22 protein-coding genes are annotated in these 23557 nt (G+C 58.0%); 8 read left to right on the top strand and 14 right to left on the bottom strand.

Annotated features, from left to right (window positions below; genetic code table 11):
• Window position 1 precedes the first annotated feature (1 nt).
• The 5 genes from CFT68_RS05120 to CFT68_RS05100 all read left to right on the top strand — a co-directional run bounded on the left by CFT68_RS05120 (window position 2) and on the right by CFT68_RS05100 (window position 5424).
• Entirely contained in the window at window positions 2–1303 is a 1302-nt protein-coding gene (locus tag CFT68_RS05120) for a DUF2851 family protein (RefSeq protein WP_088842325.1), read from the top strand.
• Window positions 1300–2589, top strand: coding sequence for a hypothetical protein (locus CFT68_RS05115; protein WP_088842324.1), 1290 nt, complete (start codon window positions 1300–1302; stop codon window positions 2587–2589). The genes CFT68_RS05120 and CFT68_RS05115 overlap by 4 nt, the downstream gene beginning before the upstream one ends.
• 71 nt (window positions 2590–2660) lie before the next feature.
• Window positions 2661–3293 (top strand): NeuD/PglB/VioB family sugar acetyltransferase, encoded by a 633-nt coding sequence (locus tag CFT68_RS05110; RefSeq protein WP_088842323.1) that lies wholly within the window; start codon window positions 2661–2663, stop codon window positions 3291–3293.
• An 89-nt stretch (window positions 3294–3382) separates the two neighbouring features.
• Window positions 3383–4336: an oxygen-dependent tRNA uridine(34) hydroxylase TrhO gene (trhO, locus tag CFT68_RS05105; protein WP_088842322.1), complete on the top strand. Its 954-nt coding sequence runs from the start codon at window positions 3383–3385 to the stop codon at window positions 4334–4336.
• A gap of 215 nt (window positions 4337–4551) precedes the next feature.
• The gene (locus CFT68_RS05100; RefSeq protein ID WP_088842321.1) at window positions 4552–5424 is read left to right on the top strand and encodes a nucleoside phosphorylase; all 873 of its coding nucleotides are present in this window, start codon (window positions 4552–4554) and stop codon (window positions 5422–5424) included.
• Between the two features lie 171 nt (window positions 5425–5595).
• Here the strand turns inward: CFT68_RS05100 and CFT68_RS05095 are convergent, their stop codons facing one another.
• Window positions 5596–5907, bottom strand: a complete 312-nt coding sequence (locus CFT68_RS05095; protein WP_088842320.1) for a hypothetical protein — start codon at window positions 5905–5907, stop codon at window positions 5596–5598.
• A 117-nt stretch (window positions 5908–6024) separates the two neighbouring features.
• On the bottom strand, window positions 6025–7038 hold the full coding sequence (locus tag CFT68_RS05090) for an acyl-CoA reductase (RefSeq protein ID WP_088842319.1): 1014 nt from the start codon (window positions 7036–7038) through the stop codon (window positions 6025–6027).
• A gap of 139 nt (window positions 7039–7177) precedes the next feature.
• Here CFT68_RS05090 and CFT68_RS05085 point away from each other — a divergent pair, with 139 nt between their 5' ends.
• On the top strand, window positions 7178–7528 hold the full coding sequence (locus CFT68_RS05085) for a 4Fe-4S dicluster domain-containing protein (protein WP_088842318.1): 351 nt from the start codon (window positions 7178–7180) through the stop codon (window positions 7526–7528).
• A gap of 176 nt (window positions 7529–7704) precedes the next feature.
• On the opposite strand, the gene CFT68_RS05080 is transcribed toward CFT68_RS05085, so the two are convergent.
• The 12 genes from CFT68_RS05080 to katE all read right to left on the bottom strand — a co-directional run bounded on the left by CFT68_RS05080 (window position 7705) and on the right by katE (window position 18099).
• Window positions 7705–8115: a DUF6691 family protein gene (locus tag CFT68_RS05080; protein ID WP_088842317.1), complete on the bottom strand. Its 411-nt coding sequence runs from the start codon at window positions 8113–8115 to the stop codon at window positions 7705–7707.
• A gap of 12 nt (window positions 8116–8127) precedes the next feature.
• Window positions 8128–8688: a YeeE/YedE family protein gene (locus CFT68_RS05075; protein WP_088842316.1), complete on the bottom strand. Its 561-nt coding sequence runs from the start codon at window positions 8686–8688 to the stop codon at window positions 8128–8130.
• 29 nt (window positions 8689–8717) lie between these two features.
• A complete protein-coding gene (locus CFT68_RS05070) occupies window positions 8718–9344 on the bottom strand; it encodes a class I SAM-dependent methyltransferase (RefSeq protein WP_088842315.1) in 627 nt (208 codons plus the stop codon).
• Between the two features lie 30 nt (window positions 9345–9374).
• Window positions 9375–9716: a rhodanese-like domain-containing protein gene (locus tag CFT68_RS05065; protein ID WP_088842314.1), complete on the bottom strand. Its 342-nt coding sequence runs from the start codon at window positions 9714–9716 to the stop codon at window positions 9375–9377.
• Between the two features lie 42 nt (window positions 9717–9758).
• Window positions 9759–11114 (bottom strand): MBL fold metallo-hydrolase, encoded by a 1356-nt coding sequence (locus CFT68_RS05060; protein ID WP_088842313.1) that lies wholly within the window; start codon window positions 11112–11114, stop codon window positions 9759–9761.
• Between the two features lie 76 nt (window positions 11115–11190).
• Window positions 11191–12006, bottom strand: a complete 816-nt coding sequence (locus CFT68_RS05055) for a sulfite exporter TauE/SafE family protein (RefSeq protein WP_088842312.1) — start codon at window positions 12004–12006, stop codon at window positions 11191–11193.
• A gap of 67 nt (window positions 12007–12073) precedes the next feature.
• Entirely contained in the window at window positions 12074–12364 is a 291-nt protein-coding gene (locus CFT68_RS05050; protein WP_245815280.1) for an ArsR/SmtB family transcription factor, read from the bottom strand.
• A 214-nt stretch (window positions 12365–12578) separates the two neighbouring features.
• Window positions 12579–13844: a DUF3570 domain-containing protein gene (locus CFT68_RS05045; protein ID WP_088842311.1), complete on the bottom strand. Its 1266-nt coding sequence runs from the start codon at window positions 13842–13844 to the stop codon at window positions 12579–12581.
• 27 nt (window positions 13845–13871) lie between these two features.
• Window positions 13872–14105, bottom strand: a complete 234-nt coding sequence (locus tag CFT68_RS05040; RefSeq protein WP_088842310.1) for a DUF4266 domain-containing protein — start codon at window positions 14103–14105, stop codon at window positions 13872–13874.
• A complete protein-coding gene (locus tag CFT68_RS05035; RefSeq protein ID WP_088842309.1) occupies window positions 14102–15199 on the bottom strand; it encodes an FAD:protein FMN transferase in 1098 nt (365 codons plus the stop codon). The genes CFT68_RS05040 and CFT68_RS05035 overlap by 4 nt, the downstream gene beginning before the upstream one ends.
• A 5-nt stretch (window positions 15200–15204) precedes the next feature.
• Window positions 15205–15663, bottom strand: coding sequence for a thioredoxin family protein (locus CFT68_RS05030; RefSeq protein ID WP_088842308.1), 459 nt, complete (start codon window positions 15661–15663; stop codon window positions 15205–15207).
• 261 nt (window positions 15664–15924) lie between these two features.
• Window positions 15925–18099: a catalase HPII gene (katE, locus tag CFT68_RS05025; protein WP_088842307.1), complete on the bottom strand. Its 2175-nt coding sequence runs from the start codon at window positions 18097–18099 to the stop codon at window positions 15925–15927.
• A 385-nt stretch (window positions 18100–18484) separates the two neighbouring features.
• Between katE and CFT68_RS05020 the strand changes: the two genes are divergently transcribed.
• Both CFT68_RS05020 and CFT68_RS05015 read left to right on the top strand, forming a co-directional pair.
• The gene (locus CFT68_RS05020; RefSeq protein WP_088842306.1) at window positions 18485–21115 is read left to right on the top strand and encodes a valine--tRNA ligase; all 2631 of its coding nucleotides are present in this window, start codon (window positions 18485–18487) and stop codon (window positions 21113–21115) included.
• 139 nt (window positions 21116–21254) lie between these two features.
• Window positions 21255–23300, top strand: coding sequence for a S9 family peptidase (locus tag CFT68_RS05015; protein ID WP_088842305.1), 2046 nt, complete (start codon window positions 21255–21257; stop codon window positions 23298–23300).
• Window positions 23301–23557 lie beyond the last annotated feature (257 nt).

The following is a 23557-nucleotide window of genomic DNA, read 5'->3' as shown; positions in this document are numbered from 1 at the left end:
TATGAAAGAGGATTTTCTGCACTATGTCTGGCAGCATCAGTATTTCGATAAGACGAATCTCCAAACCGAAGACGGCCAAGCTGTAACCGTGCTGCGGCCGGGCTTCCGCCATTCTGATGCCGGCCCGGATTTTCCGAATGCCCGTCTGCAGCTTGGCGAGGTAGAGTGGAATGGGGCCGTAGAAATTCACCTGAAGGCCTCCGACTGGTACCGCCATCAGCACCAGCATGATTTAAAATACGACCAGGTGATTCTGCACGTAGTGCACACCGCCGACGAGCCCGTGTACCGTACAGACGGCTCCCTAGTGCCTGTGTTAGCGTTGGCGGCACGGCTGCCGGCGGGGCTGCTAGTGGCCTACGAACAGCTAATGGAGCAGACAGCGGATAAGTCAGTTCCCTGCGCCCCACTGCTAGGCCAGGTGCCCGAGTTGTTGCCTACCCTCATGACCGGGCGGGCGCTGCTGGAACGGGTAGAGCAAAAAGCCGATGTCCTGGCTGCGCTTTACGAAAACCTGGGACAGGATTGGGAGGCCACGGCCTGGCATGCCTTGGCCGCTGCGTATGGCTTCCAGAAAAACAGTGAGCCGCTAAGCCGGCTGGCGAAGTGTCTGCCGCTTACCATACTGCGTCGGCACCGCCATGACACCCGGCAATTGGAAGCCCTGGTATTTGGCCAAGCAGGATTTTTGGCCGAGCACGAGGATACGGCTCACGACCTCTATGTGCAAAGCCTGCAGCAGGAGTTCAGCTTCCTGCGCCATAAGTATAACCTGGGCGGTACTGGCCTAGCAGCGCACGACTGGAACTTCCTGCGGCTGCGACCCGCCAATTTCCCGACGGTGCGCTTAGCCCAGCTCGTAGGCCTCCTGCATGCGCGCCCGGCCCTCTTCGATGCCTTACTGACCGCCGCCGATGTGCCTGCGCTGGAGCAGTTCTTTGCGGCTCCCGTGCCCGAGTATTGGCGCAGCCATTATCGGCCTGGCAAGCCTAGCAAGGTGCCCGCCCTGGGGCGCGGTAGCATGCATGTGCTCATTACGAATGTGGTGGTGCCCTTGCGGGTGGCCTATGCCCGCCACCTGGGCAATCCGGAATTGGTGGAAGCTGCCGTAGCTTTGCTGGACCACCTGCCTGCTGAACATAACCACGTGACTGACCTCTACGAAACCCTTGGTTTTCGCCACCGCTCCGCCGCCGACTCGCAGGGGCTGCTGGCGCTGAGCAAGGGCTACTGCACGCCGCGCCGCTGCCTGCACTGCAGCATTGGGAGCCGCTTGGTGCATCCTAACGGGGTAGCCCGTTGAAGCTGCTAGTAGCAATTCTGCTGAATGCCGCTCTGCTAGGGCTACTGATTCCGTGGCTGCAACGGCTACGGCAGGAGCCGCACGTAGGCCGCTGGCTGTTACCCACTTTCGGGCTGAAGCTCATTTCCACGCTGCTTTCGGTGCTGCTACTCAGCGGCGACTCAAAGCTTTTTCTGCTGTGGTCACAGCGCATGACGGCGCAATTGTGGCAGGCCCCCGGTAGCTGGCTGCATATGCTAGGTCAGGATAGCTTCCAGTTCGGGCAATGGGAAATGGTGTATCATGGCTTCTCAAATACATTCTTTGTCATGAAGGTGCTCTCGGTCCTGAATCTGGCTTCGGGAGGCTCGGTTTGGCTGGATTCGCTGTATTTCTCGTTGTTCAGCTTTTGGGGTAGCTGGCAGTTGGTACTGGCGTTACGGCGCTTGTGGTCGGAACAGGCGGGCATGGGAGCCATTGGGGCCTTTTTGCTGTGGCCTACCGTTGTGTATTGGACCTCGGGACTGACCAAGGAAAGCCTGCTGGTTGGCAGTGGCGCGACCGTGGTAGCCACGGTATTAGAGCTCTGCTATGGGCAGCGCCGAAGAGTTGCACCACAGCTCCTGTTGCTGTTGCCCATGGCGGTTCTGCATTTCAAAATGCGCTTCTTCTCAGCGGCCCTGTTGTTGGGGGTGATGAGTGGCCTAGGCCTGATTCGGGTTATACAACACTTGGGAGGCGCCAAACGCTGGCTGCCGCAGGTGCTGCTGTTGCTAGGCCTGCTGGCCGGCGGCGCCTGGGCGGCAAGTGAGGTGAGTCCGGCATTCCGGCTAAACAAGTTCACCAGCCAGCTCCAACGCAATTACTCCGACTTACTTCGTTCCTCCCTCAACAGGCCCCATCTGGAATATCCTACGCTGGCGCCCACTACCGAAAGTGTGCTGCAAAATGCTCCCGGGGCCGTTGTGAATGTGCTCACCTACCCACGGGTGTGGGAGGGTGGAGGGTTCCTGTATATAGTAGCCGGCCTGGAAAATGTGGTATTGTTTGTACTTCTGGTTTCAGCCTTGCTGAGTGCCATGCAGCAGCGAAACGGTCCGTTACCGTTTGCGGTGGTGCTCTGCGTACTGGTGTATTGCCTGCTGCTGGCCGCTTTACTAGGCCTCACTACGCCCAATCTGGGAACTCTGAGCCGCTACCGGGTGTCCTTTCTGCCGTTTCTGGTGTTGCTACTGTTGCAAAATCATTACGTGGCCCGGCTGCAGCAGCGCTTGTCGCCCGACAAACCCTGGCCAACCCGCCACTAACAAGCGGGCAACGCGTATCTTTGCTTTTTGAAATAACCTGCCGGCCTGCTTGGGGCCGTTTTTCGATTCTAATGGAAAACCCCGTAATCATTCTGGGTGCGCAAGCCGTTGGCACGGCCGCACTAGATGCCTTTCAAAGCAACGACGTCGTTATTTACTGCCTGCTCGACGATGACGCCAAGCTGCAGAATACCGAGCTGAACGATGTACCCGTGATGGGCAACACCGACGATAAAGAACTGCTCAAGCTCCTGGGCAAAAAGTGCGAAGTGTTTGTGGCCACCGAGGATACGGCTAGCCGCCGCAGCCTAACCAACATGCTGCGCGAGGAATATGAAGTAGCCCCGGTTAATTCCATTCATCAGCGTGCCAGCGTATCGCCTCACGCGTGGTTGGGGCACGGCATCCTGGTGGGCCCAAACGCGGTGGTAGCCAGCACGGCCAAACTAGGCGACGGCTGCATCATTGGGGCTAATGCCGTAGTAGATGGGAAGGTAGAAGTAGGCGACTACGCGCAGTTGGGTGCGGGGGCCATTCTCAATGCCGAAGTATCGGTAGGTGAGCTAGCTTTCATTGGTGCCGGTGCCGTAGTGGTAGCTGGCGTCAAGATTGGCGCTAAGGCCCGTGTTGGCGCTGGCTCTGTGGTAGTAGCCGATGTGCCTGCCAACCAAACAGTGTTCGGTAATCCCGCTCAGAAAGTTTAACTCAAAGAACTCAGGGAAGATAGCAACAGAGCATAATTTGCTCCAGCGGCCTCGGCCGCTTTGCTCTCCGACTTCACTTCTACCATATCATGGAGTACCTCGTTCTGCTGTACTACTGCTACACGCCCATCGAGAATCCCGAGCAATTTCGGGAGGAGCATCACCGCCTGTGCCTGCGCCTGAATCTGCTGGGCCGTATCATTGTGGCTTCTGAAGGCCTGAACGGCACCGTTTCGGGCCGCCGGGCTGATTGTGATGAGTACATGCGCCTCATCAAGGCCGATCCGCGTTTTGCGGCTTTGGAGTTCAAGATAGAAGAAGCCCCGGCGCATACTTTCCAAAAGCTGCACGTGCGCGTGAAGTCGGAGATTGTGCACGTAGGCCTGCCGCACATCAAGCCCTACGAGCGGACCGGCATCCACCTCTCGCCTGAAGAATTCCGGGACCTGAAAGACCAGGACGATGTGGTGGTGCTGGATGTGCGCTCCGATTATGAGCACCAGCTAGGGCGCTTCAAGAATGCCGTAACGCTCGATATCGAGAACTTTCGCGAGTTTCCGGAGAAAGTAGAGGAGTTGGAGCAGTACAAAGGCAAAAAGATTCTGACCTACTGCACTGGCGGTATCAAGTGTGAGAAGGCCAGTGCTTTTCTGCTGGAGCAGGGGTTCGAGGATGTTTACCAGCTCCACGGCGGCATCATCAAGTATGGCCTAGAGGCGGGCGGCGAGGATTTTGAGGGCAAGTGCTACGTGTTTGATGGCCGCGTGGCCGTGGACGTGAACAGCGTCAACCCCAGCATCATCAGCCATTGCCACCATTGCCACACGCCCTCTGATAGGATGGTGAACTGCGCCAATCCGCACTGCAACGCCCACATTCCGCTCTGCGAAGCGTGCGGCCAGCAGTTGGAAGGTGCCTGCTCCACCACGTGCCAGGAGCACCCCGACAAGCGCCCCTACGACGGCACCGGCACCTATCCTAAAATCAGCAACAACTACAACCCCGAGCAGGGCTTGCTGTCGTATCGCGCCCCGGCACGCTAAAGACACTGCCCCTGCAACAATTCGTAATCCTGACCACCAACGGATCTGTTTAGGGAAAGCAAGCGCCACGGCTAGGCCACTTGCTTTCGTGAGCAGCTCCGTTGCTGGTCAGGATGATGTGTTTTCACGTAGTGCTGTTGAGTGCTTCTAGGCCACCCAGATTGCGTTTTTTCCCGTACCATTGCACCTTCCTTTCCAAAAAATCCCATCCTCCCATGGCTATTCCCGAATCTGAGCTGATCCTGAATAAAGACGGTAGCATTTATCACCTGAACCTGCTGCCCGATCATATTTCCGATACTATTATCACCGTAGGCGACCCCGACCGGGTACCGTCTGTGAGTCAGCATTTCGATTCTATTGAAACCGTAATTCAGAAGCGGGAATTCGTGACACACGTGGGCTACTACCGCGGCAAGCGCATTACCGTTATCAGCACCGGTATGGGCACCGATAACATTGATATTCTGCTCAATGAGCTGGATGCCTTGGTAAATATTGACTTCGTGACGCGGGAGCCCCGGCCGCTGGAAGAGCGCATTGCGCTGCGCATTATCCGGGTAGGAACCAGCGGCTCCTTGCAGGCCGATATTCCGGTAGGCTCGCACCTGGTATCGGAGCACGCCGTCGGACTCGATTCGCTGATGCAGTTCTATCCGCTGGTGGAGACTGGCCTGGAGGTGGAAGTTGCGCGCGGCATTCAACAAAGCCTGCAGCTCGACTACCGCCCGTACTGCGTGCGGGGCTCCGATCTGTTGCGCGAGCAGCTGGGCGTAGGTATGGTGACGGGTAACACCCTTACGTGCCCCGGTTTCTACGGCCCCCAGGGCCGCGTGCTGCGCCTGGATCTGCGCCTGCCCAACCTGATTGAGCAGTTCCAGCAATTCCGCCACCAGAGCGCCGAAGGCGAGTTTCGCCTCACCAACTTTGAGATGGAAACCGCTGGTTATTATGCCCTGGGCCGCATGCTAGGCCACGAGGTAGTATCCCTGAACGCCATTGTGGCCAACCGCGCTTCCGGCGAATTCGCCACCAACTCCGAAGCCATCATCAACGACCTGATCATCAAAACCCTAGACCGCGTTTAATCACGGATTCAGCCGGATTTTTCGGATTACACGGATTTTATAATCGCGATTTCTGATTTCTGGATAAACAAAAAGGTCCTTGCCACTAGTGGCAAGGACCTTTTTGTTCTTTATCAGCTTTCGCCGGGAGCAAAAATCCGTGAAATCGTGAGAAGCTGGCTGAATCCGTGATTAGTAGAAGTCGAAACTCAGGATGGCGCGCAGTGGCAACGAGATGCCCGACTTCAGGGTCAGGTATTCCTCGTGGGTGGCCCACACAGTGGTATAAACACGTTTAATAGCACCGTCTTCCGTCTGGAAATAAATATCAAGCTTGCCATGATAGGCGTTGCCGAGAGTGGCAGCGCGATCGGCGTCGTGGCGCCTGCGGTGTATCAGCGTTGGATCGGTCAGGACGTCATCGGGGCCAAACCGTAATTGCGGAATGGTTTCCTTCTCGATGGTTTCTATGGCCGGGTCGGTGGTCTTCAGTTCAGGTAGCATGGTGGTACGTAGTAAGGTCAGGGAAACAGGCCTAGGCAAGTAAGGTGCCGAACACTAAGTGAAGAACGAATGAGTGATGGTTCCTGATGTAAGCTGGCGGACTGTTCTGCTACCAGTTTACGCCAGTTCAGCTAAAAAGGCCATCGTATCTACGCCATCGGCGTAATCTGAGACCCCAGGCTCCTGAGCCCGCCCGAATGGGAAGCTGCCGGGGTATAAGCCACCGGCCGACACAAGGCACTGAGTTTGAGCGGCTACATCCGTGAGTTGGTCTACCAGATCTACCTCACTGGCATACGTGCTGTAGTGCAGCACCGAAATAGGAGAAACTAGCTGCGTATTTTCGGTGAGCAGCAAAAAGCCCGAATCGAGGTGGGGCACGCGGTTTACCAGCAGAATACTCTTGTTGTAGTCGTAGTTGTTTTGGTAGCGGTTGTGGTTGAGTACGTGGTGCCAAGGCGCCAGCGAATCGAGCAGTTCCGTGAAACTGTAGCCTTCGGGCACGTAGAGCTTGCTCACGTTGCGGCAGCCCAGACCATAGTAGCGGAAGATATCGGCGCCCAACAGGCCTAGGTCGTGGCCCGTCTCGCGGCCGGTGAGGGTGGCCAGGCTGGTACGGTTGCGGCGGATGATGTTGGGCTTCTTGCCGAAGTAAAACTCGAAGTAGCGCGCCGTGTTGTCGGAGCCGGTGGCAATAAAGGCATCGGCGGCGTTGAGGCGCTCCACAAACTGCAGGCGCTCGGCAAAGCGGGGCTCCAGGCGCAGGAGCGCATCCGTAATCCAGCGCATCAGCAGGGTATCATCTTTGCTGAGCTTGGCCAGTAGCGTGTGGCCCGAGAGCAGCACGCACAACAGATCATGAAAGCCTACCAGCGGAATGTTACCGGCCATCACTACGCCAATCTGGCGCGGGGTGGTGGGCTCGGGGCGGTAGCGGCCGGCCCAGTGGCGCAGGGGCTCCTCCTGCAATAAATGCGCAATTCCTTTGATGGCCGCTTCCACATTGGGGCGGTCGAACCAGGGGTTTTGATTACGGGTACGGTAGGCCAGTTCGGTCACTTCTTCCTCGGGAAGCTGAGCGAGATAGTGGCCTAGGGCTACAAAGGCAGCCAGGCGGTCAGAATGATTCATTGGGCGGAAAACAAAATCAATGCGCCAAAAGTAGTCAACTGTGTACGGCTAATTCCTAATTTTGCCCGTTCGCGCGCTTTCTTCGTGCGTATAGCACAAACGGACTCTCTTCTACTCACTCCCAAACGAACTATAGGCTATGGCCATCATGATAACCGACGAGTGCATCAATTGTGGTGCCTGCGAACCGGAATGCCCCAATACCGCGATTTATGAGGGTGGTGCTCAGTGGCGCTGGGCCGATGGTACCAGCCTCAAAGAAGTAGAAATTGATGGTGGCTCGGTCGTTTCCGGCGTTGCGCCCCAGACGCCCATTTCCGATGAGTACTACTACATCGTGTCGGATAAGTGTACCGAGTGCGTGGGTTTCCATGAGGAGCCCCAGTGCGCTGCCGTGTGCCCCGTTGACTGCTGCGTAGACGACCCCGACTACCGCGAGGCCCAGCAGGACCTTCTCAAGAAAAAGCAGTGGCTGCACCAGGAGGCCTAGGCCAGTAGGCAGCAGCGCAGGCAGAAAAACAAAACACCACGTCAGCACCGCGTCCGGCAGGCATTGCCCATCGGATGTGGTACTGACGTGGTGTTTTTGCGCTAGGCCTGTCCGGAGCCGTTTTGCTCGTGGCATTCCTTCACGCGAGGTAGGATAGGGGAGAAGAGGAAGCGTGGCTACATGGGGAGCTTCTCGCGCAGGGCACTATACGCCCAGGTGCCGGCCAAGGCTGCCAGAATCAGGACCGCCGCCGAGGCTGCTCCGCTGCCGAGCTGCGCAAACAAGGGGCCGGGGCACGCGCCCGTGAGGGCCCAGCCCAGCCCGAAGATGATGCCGCCAATCCAGGTGCCGTGGGTGTACTTTTTATCAGGAATGCTGATGGGCTCACCCGTCAGGGTTTTGAGGTGGTTGCGCTTGATGATCTGAATAGAAAGCATGCCTACCAGAATAGCCGAGCCGATAATGCCATACATGTGGAACGATTGAAACCGGAACATTTCCTGAATCCGAAACCAGCTGATGACTTCACTTTTGGTGAGGATAATGCCGAATAAGGTGCCTAGCACTAGGTATTTGAAGTTTTTCATCTAAAGCAGTGCTTAAAATAGGAGCGGATACACAAACCAGGTCATGAGAAGCCCGCCGATGAAGAAGCCGATAACCGCCACCAAGGATACCCACTGCAGGTTAGACAACCCCGAAATGGCGTGGCCCGAGGTGCAGCCGCCCGCGTAGCGCGTACCGAAGCCCACCAGGAAGCCCCCCAGCACCAGAAATACCCAGCCTCTCCAGTTGGCCAGGTTCTCCAATGAAAACAACTCCTTGGGTAGTAGACCCGAGAAATCAGTCAGGTGCATCTGCGCTTTAAGGTCGCGTACCGTCTCAGGCGATATGGCAATGGTATCGGGGTGGCCTAGCACCTGGTAGCCCAGGAAGCCTCCCAGCCCAATGCCAAGCACAAACCAGAGGTTCCAGCTTTCAGCACGCCAGTTGTAGGTCAGGAAGGGGATGCCAGCCGGCACACAGGCGGCGCACATATGGCGCAAAGAGCTGCTGATGCCCAGCGCTTTGTTGCCAATGAGCAGCAGCACCGGCACCGTCAGGCCAATGAGAGGGCCAGCCACGTACCAGGGCCAAGGCTGGCGAAGTAAGTCAAGCATGAAGGGAAGTAGTCAGGGAAAAATGGTGGTTAGGCAGCCCGGCGAAACGCACAAAACAGAAAAGATTGGGTGGTTTGGAAAGGAGTGTAATGCTCCTGCTGAATGCAGCGCATTTTGGTAAACCCCTCGGGCATCCGGGCCGACAGCGTGGGCTCACTATACTGCTGCACGGGCAGCCCGCTGCACCGGTCCGGGCCTTCCAGAGAAAATGTGCTTAGCACCAGAAACCCCTCGGGCTGCAAGGCCTGCCGCGTCACATCCAGATAGCGGGAGGTATCCGGCGTTGTGGTCAGGAAGTGAAAAGCGGCGCGGTCGTGCCAGAGGGCATATGAGGTGTCGGGCACAAACTCCCGGATGTCGGCCTCAATCCAGCGAACCCGCTGGCTGAGTTTCCCCAGCCGCTGTTGGGCTTTGGCCAGCGCCTTGCCGGAAATGTCCAGCACTGTCAGGTTTTGATAACCTTCGGCGAGCAAGTGGTCCACCAAGAGGCTGTCACCACCCCCAATGTCGATGATGGGTGCCTCCTTGGGAAGCGCAAAGGAATGGATGAAGTTCAGGGAAGCTGTGGGCACTGGCTGCGTCCAACTGACCTCGTGGGGCTGTTTGGCCGCATATAGGTTATCCCAGTGCGTCTTAGAATCAGGTGTGGAGCGCATGATTACAGAAAAAATACGTGGAAGGAAGCCTTACCGAACCAACGGCTCAGGCCAGTCCATCACTCCTCCGATGAGGTTAAAGACGTGCTCGAAGCCAGCTAAGCCAAGCTGCTTAGCAGCAGCGGCAGAACGAGCTCCACTGCGGCAGTACAGGTAGGTTGGTTGTGTTTTATCCAGGGCCGCCACGCGCTGGGTAAAATCGGGGTGGGTCACCTCAATGTTAGTGGCGCCGGGCAGGTGGCCTAGGGCAAACTCATCGGGGCGACGCACATCCAGCAGAACGGCGCCGGGCTTCCTGACGCCCTGAGCAAACTTGGCAGGCTGCAGGTTTTGGAAGGTGGGAGAAGGCGAAGAATTAAATTGGCCAAACATGAGCAACGGATTCAGTAAGGAGAGAAACGGAAAAGCAATTAGCTAGTGAGTTGCGGCAGCCGTCTGAAAAGACTTCACCGCCTCGCCCAAATCCAACACCTGTGTACCTGGCAAGGCAGGAGCTATAATGCTGCTGCCGGCCGCTGAGCGGTAGCCGCCGGCGCAATGCACCACCACAGGCTTGCCCGCCGGAATTTCCTTGGCTCGCTCGCGCAGCTCAGGCAGCGGGATGTTTAGGGCCCCCTCGAAAATGGGCGCTGCCTGAGCTTCCGAGCTGCTTCGGATGTCTACAATAGTGTAGGCCTCCGGATGAGCTCGGAACTGCGCCAGATCCAGTTGCGGCAACGTCGCTTCTGAGGAAGGCGAGCCTGCCAAGGCTCCTGTAATCAGGGATTCGTAGCCGATTTTGGCGGCTTTCTGAACCAGGACTTCCCGCGCGGCCTCGTCGGCAGCCACCAAGTAGAACTTCTCCTCCGGGCCTACGATGGAGCCCAGCCAGGTTTCAAACTTGCCGCCCTGCTGAATATTAAGGGCGCCAGCCGCGTGGCTTTGTTTGAATTCCGCTTCGGGGCGCGTATCCACCACCAGTGCGCCGGCTGGTAGCGCGGCGCCAGCTGCCAAATGTGCTACCTGCTGCACACTGAGCAGATAATTGGGGGCGCCGGCTTTGTTGAGGGCTACGTCGTAGCCGAAGTATTTCGGAATGAAGGGCTGATCGGCGAGCAATTCCTGCACAAAAGCCTCCTCGCTCATGGGGCGCAGGGCGTAGTTGCTGGCCTTTTCAGCCCCGATGGTGCTGCTGTTGGCACCGCTGAGGGCTTTCCCGCAGAGGCTGCCCGCGCCGTGGGCCGGGTACACCAGCACGTCATCCGCTAGCGTCATCAGCTTCTCACGCAGGGAGTGGTACATCTGCCGGGCCAGCTCCTCGCATTTGGCAGTCAGGTTGCCGGCCTTCTCGCGGAGGTCAGGGCGGCCTACATCCCCGATAAAGAGCGTGTCTCCGGTAAAGACAGCGACGTCCTTTCCTTCGCGATTCAGCACGATGCTGATGGAATCGGGGGAGTGGCCGGGCGTGTTGAGGGCCCGGAAGGTGAGCTTGCCGCTAGTGAAGGAGTCGCCTGCATCGAAGGCTAGGTGGGCATAATCGGCGCCGAGCAGCTTGCTCACACGGATGGTGGCGCCGGTGTGGCGGGATATTTCCAGGTGGCTGCTCACGAAGTCAGCGTGGGGGTGCGTCTCGATGACGCTGACGATTCGGGCGTTGTGAGCCTGGGCGTAGTCGTAATACGGCTGAGGGTCGCGGGCAGGGTCGATGAGGACCACTTCGCGTGCGCACTCGCTCAGAATGGCATATGAGAAATGGGCCAGGCCCTTGTCTTCAAACTGTTCGATTTTCATGATGGCGACAGGATGGAGTGAGTGAAAGTAGAAGGTGAGGTGGTAGTAAGTAGCTCTAATTGAAACAGGTCCTTATTCAAGGGATAAATACCAGTTCTCGCAGCAGAATGAACGTGCCCATGGCCAGCGTAAACCACCCAAAGGCCGGCTTCAGCTTTGTGCCCGGAATGAAACGAGCCAGGTAAGTGCCCAGCACAATGCCCACCAGCGCGAAGGACAAAAAGCCGAGCAGAAAAGGCCAGGCAATGGGCGTTCCGGCGCTCAAATCGCCAGTGAAGCCAATGAGGGAGTTCAGGGCGATAATGGCCAGCGAAGTACCCACGGCCAGCTTCATGGGCAGGCGAGCGCCCAGCACCAAAGCCGGAATAATCAGGAAGCCCCCACCGGCCCCCACAAAACCCGTGAGGGCACCAACCACTAGGCCTATGCCCAGTATCAGTGGGTAGTTGAAGGAGTGTTGGTAGTGTAGTTCTTCGCCCAGGACTTCCTCTGCCTGCTTGCCCCGGATCATGGCGAGGGCGGCCACAACCATCAGCAGGGCGAAAGCCACCAGTACCAGCAGGTCTTTCGTAAAGACGAGGCTACCGATGGTAAACAGCTCCTGCGGAATAGCGGGCATCAGCACCTTGCGCACCACAAATACGGCCAGTAGAGAGGGCAGCAGAAACACAACGGCCGTTTTCAGCGACACCAGCCCCTTGCGGAAATAGCCCGAAGCCCCCACGACCGAGGTAGAGCCCACCACAAACAACGAGTAGGCCGTGCTCAGCACCGGGCTTACACCCAGCAGATACACCAGCACCGGCACCGTCAGGATGGAGCCCCCGCCTCCCATTATGCCCAGGGAGAGCCCAATAAATATGGCCGCGAAGTAGCCGATGTAGTGAAGCATACCTTAACAGGTGAACGTATGTAAGTATGAATAAGTGTTCATGTATTGCGGCAAAAAAACGTTTCTCTTAGAGAAAGGTGCACGCCGCCAGGCATTGAATAACATCCACCACCTCGCGCATTTTCAGCGAGTAGAAGACGTTTTTACCGTCGCGGTGGCTGCTGAGAATGCCCTTCAGCTTCATGCCGGAAAGGTGATGCGACGCCAGGCTCTGCTCTACCTGGAGCCGCTCACTGATTTCGCTCACCGACAGGCTTTCCTGGGCCGCTAGCAACTGCACAATGGCAATGCGGGTAGGGTGGGCTGTGGTCTTGAGAATAAACGCCACCTTCTCCATCTTCTCAATAGAGAGGTTCATGTCAACAGAAGAAGAGGCCGAGGCTGGTGTCATATGATGATGCAAATGTATGATCATTTGTTCATGTATACAAATGATCCCTGATGATTGGTTCCATTGGAGTGTTTCACCGCTATGAAACAGAAGCACCATTCCACTGCCTTATGCCCCAAAAAGCGCCTAGGCCACTTTGCAACAGTGCAAAGTGGCCTAGGTGTTTAAAGCTGACTCGACGCTATGGCATGGTAAACGATAAGTCGGCGCTGATTAGGCTGGCGGTGAGACCAGTGCTCTGGCGGTAGTAGGCGTAGCGTAGGTCCAGGGCTTTGAACTTGGCCACGCGGCCCCCGAAGGGCGTTTTGAAGCGCCCGATACCGTACACGGGCGAGTAGCGCAGACCTAGGCCTATCTTGTTGGAGGAGAAGGCCGCTAGGTCGTAGTCGGAGGTATAAAACTCGTCCTGAATGGAGTGCTCCAGATAGGGCGCGAAGTACTTGGCGGCCGTTTGGGTATGGTAGCGGTAGAACGGATAGAGCACAAAAAAGGGCGTCACCTTCAAGGGAGTCTCCAGCTCAATTGTATTGGCCCTGATGCCGAAGTTATCGTTATAGAAACGGTAGAAACTGCGCACCTGTACCAGATCTGTGGCATAGTAGGTGGCGCGTAGGCCTACCGGGTATTTGTAGCGCTGGCGCGGCAGCAGTTCCGTCCGGGCCGTGCCAAATGAGCCGCCGGTCTCGCGGAAATACACCCGATGGAAGGGCGTGCTCAGCAGCCCACGCTGAGCCACTAGCTCGGTGCTCACGGCCAGCTGCAGGCGCTGGCTGATCACTTGCGAGTAGACGATGTTGAGGTTGTAGCTCTGGCGCGTATCGAAACCCGAGCCGTGTTCTCCGCCGCCACCGCGGCGCAGTTCTACCGGCAGAATAAGGGTAGCCCTATCGAAAAAAGCCTGCGCGCCAACGCTCAGCTCCCGGTTTCCGTCAACGGAAGCATGGGCCCACGAAGCCGTGACGTTTCCCGAGATATAATCGTATTCCTTAGAAAAACCGGCGCCCACGCCCACAATGGTGCGCTTATCGGCGAGCTGGCGCGAGAGTCCCAGGTCGAGGTGGTAGCGCGAGTCGTGGGAAGACGGCGAGGACAGCACCTGGTCAATCCGGTCGGTGGAGGCGGAGGCGTAGTAGTCCATGCCCAGGTTGGCTGATACGCGCGTCACCGAGTCGAGGGGCACGTTCAGGATGATGGTCGGCGTGAGGTCGGTGAGCTGCTGGGTGCCTTGGCCGCCTTCCACGGCGCTGTGGTTGCCATCCTGTGAGTAGTAGCTCGTGAGAATGTTCACCTCGGTTTCGCCGTGGTTGCTGGGGTCGGGCGGACTCGGAACGGTAGTAGAGGGGGCGCCGTAGCCATCTACGCGGTTCGGCGTGGGCGTGGCCTGCGACCAGGCCAGCACGGGCAGCAGCACCAGCGCGGCGGTGAGGGAAGGGTAGAAGCGGGGCATGAGGGGAGAGGTCAGGGAGGTAGAAGATTAATTGCAGCCGCAGCCGCCGCCTACTTTGCCGCCGTTGGCGCCGCCAGCGCCTTCGCGGTAGCTTTCAAAGTTGGTTTCGTACACCTCAATGCGCTTATTGGCCAGCTTCATGTCCTCGTCGTTGAGGTACACTTTCTGGTAGGCCGCTACCGATACGCAGCCAGTAAGGCCACTGCCACTGAGTAGCACTAGGCCACTCAGGGCCAGTCGGGTCAGGGTAGAATAGGTCATGGTTTGGGAGCAGATGTAGCGGCCGAAGTAGGCGCGCCAGCGTTATGGTAATAATTGACCTGCATGCCTTTAGAAGCTAGCGTGCGGCCATCGTTGGTGATGAGCGTACAGTCCACGCCTTTGAGACGGTTGATAAACGCCAGGCCTTCTTCGGGACCCAGCACAAATACCACTTCATCGAGGCCATCGGCCAGCTCGACATCGGGGCAGATGATAGTGACGGAGCGTAGGCCAATAGCAGGGTAGCCGGTGTGGGGGTTGATGATGTGGCCGTAGTACTGGCCCTTCACCGTGAAATACTGCTCGTAGTTGCCGGCCGTGACGACAGCCATGTCCGACACCGTCAGCCACGACGACACCGACTGCGGAAAAGCCGGGTCGCCGATGGCGATGCGCCAGCCGGAGCCATCCGCCTGCTTACCCCAGCACGATACGTCGCCGGAACCGTTGATGAGGCCGCCCCGGATGCCCATCTGCTTCATCAGGGCCTGGGCGCGCCGCACGCCGTAGCCCTGCAGAATGCCGGCCAGGTTCATGCGCATGCCTTTGTCCTGGAGCATCACAGAGTGTTGGGCAGGGTCGAGGAGTACCTTTTTGTAGCTGATGCGCGCCACCGAGGCTTTCACCACTTCCGGTGCCGGTAAAGCGGCATGCTCCTGACGGTCGAACTTATAGATCTTCTCGCCCCCGGCGAAGGTGATGTCAAAGGCGCCGCCGCTGAGCTCGGAGAGTTTGAGCGTGCGTGCAATCAGGTCGTACACTTCCTGATCTACCACCACGGGGCGTAGGCCAGCCGCGCGGTTTACCTGCGTAATTTGCGAAGTAGAGTCCCAGTAGGAGCACAGCCGGTCGATGCGGCTGGCCTCCCGGATGCCCGCCCGAATAGCGCGCCACGCCAGCGAATCATCACTGGAAACGGCCGTGAAGGTAAAATGGGAGCCCATCAGGTGGGCCGAACGGGTGAAGTTGCGCGGCTTGGCCGGAGCGGGTTTGGTTTGGGCTGCGGCCACAGTGCTACCTGCTAGTAGGCCAGTAGTAAGCAACAGAAGGGCCTTTGAGCGCAGCGCGCAAGGCCAGTTCAGCAGGTAAGGCACAAGGCTTATTTTTTAGCCAGCAATTGCGTGAGGTGGGCGTCGTAGGCAGCTACGCCGCCGGGGCGGTAGCCGGTTTTGGCCAGCACTTTGCCCTCTGGCGAAATCAGGACAACCAGTGGGAAAGAGCCTTCCTTATTGAACTGAGCGGCGGCCTGCTCATTGATTTTGGTTTGGTTGGCCGGCAGCTTGTTCTTTTTGCTGCGCGGAAAGTCGAAGCGCGTCAGCACAAACTTATCCTTGGCAAACTGCTCAAACTCGGACTTGTCAAATACTTCCTGCTTGAGCATGATGCAGGGCTTGCACCAATCGGAGCCCGAAAAAACGGCCAGTATGGGCTTGTTGGTGGCTTTGGCCTGCTGCAGCGCGGCGGTCAGGTCGGAGTTCCAGGTAGCTGCCGTTGATTGGGCATGGGCTCCGGCCGCTGTCAGCAGCGCAAAAAGAAAGAGAACAATACGTAAACGCATGAGGAAATCCGATTGGGGTGTAGATTAAAACTACATTAAAGCAAATGCTGTGCTACTCATACGGTAAACGGGAAATTCTAGCGTTGTGCTTTACTGTTTTTTTCGCGGCCCCGCTTCACCGGGCTCTATGCCACTAACGCATCATGCCGGACGGAGCTGCAATACCTCGGGTGCTGGCGCCGGGCTATTGCCCAAACGCTGCACACCGGCTACTGCAACTCTGCCCGGCATAATGTGGGATTCAGGCCGCTCAGTGCTGGCCTAGACTTTCGGCTCGGCTTTCATCTCGCGGCTCCAGAAGCGGTGTTGGGCCATGGCTTTCAGAAAGGAATCGATAGGGGCAGCTTCACCGTCTTTGCTTAGTAGTACTCCGTCGCCGGTCAGGATGTCTTCGGCGCCGGCATACGCAGCGGCTTTCAGCAGCTCAACGCCCGCTCCTGAGGCGGCAATAGGTTTGCAGTGCTTGTAGGCCTCATTGATGAAATGCACCGCGTCGGGCTGTTGGCGTAGGGTTTGCACGCTCTTCTCGCCACCGGGCACAAATACCGCATCGAACATCACAGAAGCCGTGGTTTGCAGGCTGAAATCGATGGTCAGGGTGTCACCGTTGGCTGGCCGCAACTGGCCTAGGCGCGGGGCCACCAGCTTCGCTTTGGCACCTGCCGCTTCCAGCGCTTTTTTCAGGCTGGCAATGGCGGCACCGTCTACACCATCGGCCGCCAGAATAGCTACCTGGCGGGTGGCAATGCTGGTTTTGCCGGCATTAATGGGGCTATCGACGGCGATGCTCAGAGCAGGCGAAGACGCTTGTTTGTCCTTCACCGGTACCGATTGGTACGTGGCCGGATCGGCATCGGCGGGAACGGCCAGATTCAGCTGAACGCCTTTCGCTGAGGGCACCGACAGGCCTAGGCCTTCGGCCACGCGGGAAGCCAGCGAATCATCTACCTGGCTTAGCTGCACCAGCATCCGCTCCCGGATAGATTCCAGCTCCACTTTGCCCAGCTCAAAGCGCAGGGCTTTCACAATGTGGGCCTTCTCCGGGGCGCTCTGGCTGTTCCAGAACAAGCGGGCCTGGCTGTAGTGGTCTTTGAAGCTCTGGCTGCGGGCGCGCACCTTGTTGCCATCCACGCGCTCCTGGTAGCTGGCAAACCCGCCTTCTGATTGCTTGGCCTGGCGGGGCGAATTATCGTTGACCAGATTAGGGCTGTAGCTGGTCTGGCCTACGTTGATCTGCTGGCGCATGTGGCCATCGCGCTGCCCGTTGTGGATGGGAGAGAGGGAGCGGTTAATCGGAATTTCGTGGAAATTCGGGCCGCCCAGGCGCTTGAGCTGCGTATCGGTATAGGAAAACAGCCGGCCCTGGAGCAGCGGGTCGTTGCTGAAGTCGATGCCCGGTACCACGTGGCCCAGGTGGAAGGCGACCTGCTCGGTTTCGGCGAAGTAGTTATCGGGGTTGCGGTCGAGCACCATTTTACCGAGTATGGTTACGGGCACCAGTTCCTCCGGAATCAGCTTGGTAGCGTCCAGCAGGTCGAAATCGAACTTCATTTCATCTTCCTCCTCCACAATCTGTACGCCCAATTCCCACTCGGGGTAGGCGCCGTCCTCAATGGCATTCCACAGGTCGCGGCGATGGAAGTCGGGGTCTTTGCCGGAAATCTGCAGGGCCTCATCCCACACCACGGAGTGGGTGCCGAGCTTCGGTTTCCAATGGAATTTTACGAAACGGGCTTTCCCGGCCGCATCAATCAGCCGGAAGGTGTGCACCCCAAAGCCCTCCATCATGCGCAAGCTGCGCGGAATAGCCCTATCCGACATAGCCCACAGCACCATGTGCGTAGCCTCTGGATTGATGGAAACGAAGTCCCAAAAGGTATTGTGGGCCGAGGCCGCCTGCGGAATCTCGTTGTGCGGCTCCGGCTTCACGGCATGCACGAAATCCGGGAACTTGATGGCATCCTGAATAAAGAATACCGGCATGTTATTGCCCACCAGATCAAATACCCCCTGTTGGGTATAGAATTTCACGGCAAAGCCGCGCACGTCGCGGGCCAGGTCGCTGGAGCCGCGCGAACCCGCCACGGTAGAAAAGCGCGTGAATACCGGTGTGCGGGTACCGGCCTTCAGGAAATCGGCTTTGGAATACTGGGAGCCGGTATCGTAGGCCTCGAAATAGCCGTGGGCCGCCACGCCGCGGGCATGCACCACGCGCTCCGGAATCCGCTCATGGTCGAAGTGGGTGATTTTTTCGCGGAGAATAAAGTCTTCTAGTAGCGTTGGCCCCCGCTCGCCGGCTTTCAGGGAATTCTGGTCGTCGTTGACGCGTAGGCCCTGATTGGTGGTTAGCAGCTGGCCGGTGCTGTCTTCGCGGTTCTGCGCCAACTCGTCGAGCTTAGCGTTGGTTGGGGTGGAGGGTGTTTTAGACTTGCTCATCTAGGAAAGGATATAGAGCTTGAAATGGGTAAATACAAAATTGATGCTCCTGTAGGTGGCCTAGCGGCTTGCGTAGGGCCTTGCTGAGTCTGCGGCCTTATACGGTTTAGTTTTCGTGTCAGCTAAGTACCACGGGAAATATGATGCATCAATGAAGAAGTTGGGTTGGCAAGGAGCTGCCATACAGGTTGTCAGGTGCTCCAGAATCATTTTAAGGCCCGTATTGATAGCAGCGTGCCGCCTATCCGGCCCAGGCTGACCCGCAGGCCGCAAACCTCTCAGGAGGCGTTCAGCTAGGCCACTTCCCTGGCCGAAAGCCGCAGCATTTCCCGCCCCGCCCGAAATGCCTACTTTTGCCCCTATTCTGAACTGATTCCCTCCGACGATGTCTATCGCCAAAACCTATACCCCCGCCGACGTTGAAGCCAAATGGTATCAGCGCTGGCAGGAGCAGGGCTTCTTCAAAGCCAAAGCAAACCCCCGCAAGCAGCCGTATTCGGTCGTGATTCCGCCGCCCAACGTGACGGGCGTGCTGCACATGGGCCACATGCTGAACAATACCATTCAGGATGTGCTGGTGCGCCGGGCGCGCATGCAGGGCAAGGAAGCGTGCTGGGTGCCCGGCACCGACCACGCCTCCATTGCCACCGAAGCTAAGGTTGTGGCCTTGCTGAAGGAGCAGGGAATCGAGAAGAAGGACCTCACCCGCGAGGAGTTCCTAGGCCACGCCTTTGCCTGGAAAGAGAAGTACGGCGGCATCATTCTGGAGCAGCTTAAGCAACTAGGCGCCTCCTGCGACTGGGACCGGACGCGCTTCACGATGGAGCCCGAACTCACCGAGGCGGTACTGCGCGTATTCGTGGATCTGCATCAGAAAGGCCTGATTTACCGCGGCATCCGGATGGTGAACTGGGACCCATTGGGCCAGACAGCTGTAAGCGACGAGGAAGTAATTCCGAAGGACGTGATGGCCAAGATGTACTACTTACGTTATGAAGTAGTAGGCCAGGACGGTCAGTTCCTGACCGTGGCTACCTCGCGCCCGGAAACCATTATGGCCGACGTGGCCGTGGCCGTGAACCCCAACGACCCGCGCTATACCCACCTGCACGGCGCGAAAGTGCGCATTCCGCTGTTGGGCCGCGAGATTCCGGTGATTCTGGACGAGTACGTGAGCATCGACTTCGGTACGGGTGCCCTGAAAGTGACGCCCGCCCACGACCTGAACGACTACGAGCTGGGTGTAAAGCACAGCCTGCCGGTTATAGACATCCTGAACAACGATGGCTCGCTGAATGAAAAGGCGGTGCTTTACGTAGGCCAGGACCGCTTTGCCGCGCGCCGCAACATTGTAAAGGATCTGGAAGAAGCCGGCCACCTGGTGAAGGTGGAGGAGTACGCCAGCATCGTTCAGACCTCGGAGCGTACCAAGGCCGTTATTGAGCCGCGCCTCAGCATGCAGTGGTTCCTGAAAATGGAGCACCTCGCCAAGCCGGCGCTGGAAGTAGTAGAAAACGATACCATCAAGCTGCACCCGGCCAAGTTCAAGAACACCTACCGCGTGTGGATGGAGAACGTGCACGACTGGTGCATCTCGCGGCAGCTCTGGTGGGGCCAGCAGATTCCGGCCTACTACCTGCCTGATGGCACTTACGTGGTGGCCCTCACGCCCGCTGAGGCGCTGGAGCGGGCCCGCGAGCAGAGCGGCAATGCCGAGCTGCAGCTCTCTGATCTACGCCAGGATGAGGACGTACTAGATACGTGGTTCTCGTCGTGGCTGTGGCCGATTTCAGTGTTCGATGGGTTTAAGGACCCCGATAACGCCGACATCAACTATTTCTATCCTACCAACGACTTGGTAACGGGTCCGGATATCCTGTTCTTCTGGGTGGCGCGCATGATTATGGCCGGCCTGGAGTTCCGAAAGGAGATTCCGTTCCGCAACGTGTACCTCACCGGCATTGTGCGCGATGCCCAGGGCCGCAAGATGAGCAAGCAGCTCGGCAACTCGCCCGACCCGCTGGACCTCATCAAGCAGTTCGGGGCCGATGGCGTCCGGACGGGTATGCTGTTCTCGGCACCGGCTGGCAACGACTTGCTGTATGATGAAAAGTTGGTGGAGCAGGGCCGTAACTTCTGCAATAAGCTCTGGAATGCCTTCCGTCTCACGCAGGGCTGGGAAGTAGATGCCGCGCTGCCCTTCGCCAATGAAAAAGCGGTGGAGTGGTTCTCGGCCAAGCTGCAAGCCTCGCTGGCTGAGATGGATGAGCACTTCGAGAAGTTCCGGATGAGCGACGCCCTGATGACGGTGTACAAGCTGGTGTGGGACGACTTCTGCTCGGTGTATCTGGAGATGATCAAGCCCGCGTATCAGGCTCCCATCGACCCCGAAACACTGCGCCTTACCACCGGCTTCCTGGAAACGCTCCTGAAGCTGCTGCACCCGTTCATGCCCTTCATCACGGAGGAAATCTGGCATGAGCTGGCGGAGCGCGGCCCCAAGGACTACGTGTGCGTGGCCGCCTGGCCTAAGCAGCAGCCCGTAGCTGGTGCCCCCGAGCTGCTGGCTCGCATGGAAAAGGCGCTGGATATTGTGGCCGGCGTACGGAACATCCGCAACCAGAAAGGCCTAGGTCCCAACAAACCCCTGACGCTGGCCGCCAAAACCGACGACGCGGAGTTGCTATTGGCCAACGACGCCATCATCCGCAAGCTGGCTTCCCTCACGGAAATCAGTGTGGTGGAAGCGGCTCCGGCTGCCTCCGTCGGCTTCGTCTCGGGTGGTGCGGAGTTCTTCGTGCCGCTGGAAGGTCAGATCGACCTGGGCGCCGAGAAGGAGCGTCTCTCTAAGGAGCTGGAATACGCCCAAGGTTTCCGCGACTCCGTGCTGAAGAAGCTGGCCAACGAGAAGTTCGTGGCCAATGCCAAAGCCGACCTCGTAGAGCGTGAGCGGCAGAAGCTGGCTGATGCTGAGTCGAAAATTACGGCGCTGGAGCAAAGCCTAGCGGCTCTCTAGGCCACTCCGTAGTACAATCATCGTCATCCTGAGTTTTCCGTCGCTTCATGCGCGGAATGCTCAGGATGACGGCTTTAAAACCATTCGGGCTTGCTTAGCCTTTTGAAGCTTCTAGGCCAGTCCACACTTGTTATACATCATGTCTCAACCTCCTGTAGCGGCCATCAAGCCCAAAGCGCTTACCTCGCCATTCGGTACGCGCACCGATAATTACTACTGGCTCAATGAGCCTGAAAACCAGGAAGTACTCGATTACCTCAACGCTGAAAATGCCTACTTTGAGGAACAGATGGCCCAGGCCAAAGGCTTGCAGGAAAAGCTGTTTCAGGAGATAAAGGGTCGCATCAAGGAGCAGGACGAGTCGGTGCCGTACCGCGACAACGGCTACTACTATTACACGCGCTACGAGGAAGGCGGTGAGTACCCGATTTATTGCCGTAAGCAAGGCAGCCTGAGCGCCCCCGAAGAAGTGCTGCTCAACGCCAACGAGATGGGCAAGGACGAGTCGTACTTCGATATCGGTGACTTTGAGGTCAGCGACGACAACCGGCTACTGGCCTACAGCACCGATACCGTGAGCCGCCGCCTCTACACGCTGCGCTTCCGCAACCTGCAAACCGGCCAGCTCTACCCCGAAGCAATAGAAAACACCAGCGGCGAGGCCGTTTGGGCTGCCGACAACCAGACGGTGTTCTACACCAAAAAGGATGTGGAAACGCTCCTCCCGTTTCAGGTGTACCGCCACACGCTCGGCACCGATCCGGCCCAGGACGTGCTGGTGTACGAGGAGCAGGACAACACCTTCTACAGCGGCGTAGGCCGCACCAAGTCGCGCCAATACATTGTGTTGCAGATGAGCAGCACCATGTCGTTGGAAACTCGGTTTCTGGACGCGGACAGGCCTACGGAGGAGCCCCAGGTGTTTTCGCCCCGCGAAGACGACCACCTCTATGAAATTGAGCACTTTGAGGACCACTTCTACATCCTCTCCAATGCCGGCGCGCCTAACTTCCAGCTGCTGAAAACGCCCGTGACCAACACGGCTCGCGCCGCGTGGCAAACGGTAATTGCGCACCGCGAAAACGTGTTTCTGGAGAACATGGAGCTGTTCCGGGAGTACCTAGTGCTAGGCGAGCGGAAGGAAGGCCTGCTGCAGCTGCGCGTGATTCGGTGGCAGGATAGCCAAGAGCACTACCTCAACTTCGGCGAGCCAACCTACACCGCCGCCATCAGCATCAACCCCGAGTTTGAAACCACGGTGCTGCGCTATGGCTACTCCTCGCTCACCACGCCCACGTCCACTTTCGACTACGATATGGTGGCTCGGACCAAGGAGTTACTGAAGGAACAAGCGGTGTTGGGCGGCTTCCGGAAGGAGGAGTACGTGACGGAGCGGCTCTACGCCCCGGCCCTCGATGGCACCCAGATTCCCATGTCCATCGTCTACAAAAAAGGCTTCCGGAAAGATGGCAGCGCGCCGCTGCTGCAATACGCCTACGGCTCGTATGGCTACTCCATAGATGCAACATTCAGCTCGGCCCGCCTGAGCTTGCTGGATCGGGGTTTCGCCTACGTTATCTGCCACATTCGGGGCGGGCAGGAGCTGGGCCGGCAGTGGTACGAGGACGGCAAGAAGCTCAAAAAGCTAAACACCTTCACCGACTTCACCGACTGCTCCCGCTTCCTGATTGAGCAGCAGTACACCTCTCCCGACAAGCTGTTTGCGCTGGGCGGCTCAGCAGGTGGCCTATTGATGGGTGCTGTGGTGAATCTGCACCCCGAGTACTACAAAGGCGTGCTGGCGGCCGTGCCTTTCGTGGACGTGGTTACTACCATGCTCGACGACACCATTCCGCTGACAACCGGCGAGTACGACGAGTGGGGCAACCCCAACCAGCAGGAGTACTACGAGTACATGCTCTCGTACTCGCCCTACGACCAGGTGAAGGCCCAGGCCTACCCCAACATGCTCGTCACCACTGGCCTACACGACTCGCAGGTGCAATATTTCGAGCCGGCCAAGTGGGTCGCCAAGTTGCGCACCCTCAAAACCGACCACAATCTGCTGCTCCTGCACACCGATATGGAAGCGGGCCACGGTGGTGCCTCGGGTCGGTTTAAGTCTATCGCCGATACCGCGCGGCAGTTTGCATTCATGCTGATGCTGCTAGGTATAAAGGCTTAGAGTATAGTGCAATAAACAACTGACGGCCACTCCGGTTACGGAGTGGCCGTTTGCATAGTGCTCACAGTATTTCCAGAAATATTCGGGCCCGCGTGCCACCCCAGCCACAAAGTTGCGTCTGTGGCTCCGGTTGCCCGGCATTCGCGCGGACATTATCGGGCTTCTGCCGCAGGAATCGGCCGGTTGGTCGGGTTCATTTTTCGGGCGGAAGTCGGGTAGGTAGTTTCGTGAAGCAAGCCAAAACAATAATTGATAAC

Origin of the sequence: Hymenobacter gelipurpurascens (assembly GCF_900187375.1) — a bacterium.
GTDB classification, from domain to species: domain Bacteria; phylum Bacteroidota; class Bacteroidia; order Cytophagales; family Hymenobacteraceae; genus Hymenobacter; species Hymenobacter gelipurpurascens.
Note: the sequence above shows the minus strand (reverse complement) of the source record. Positions and strands in the feature narration are given on the sequence as shown.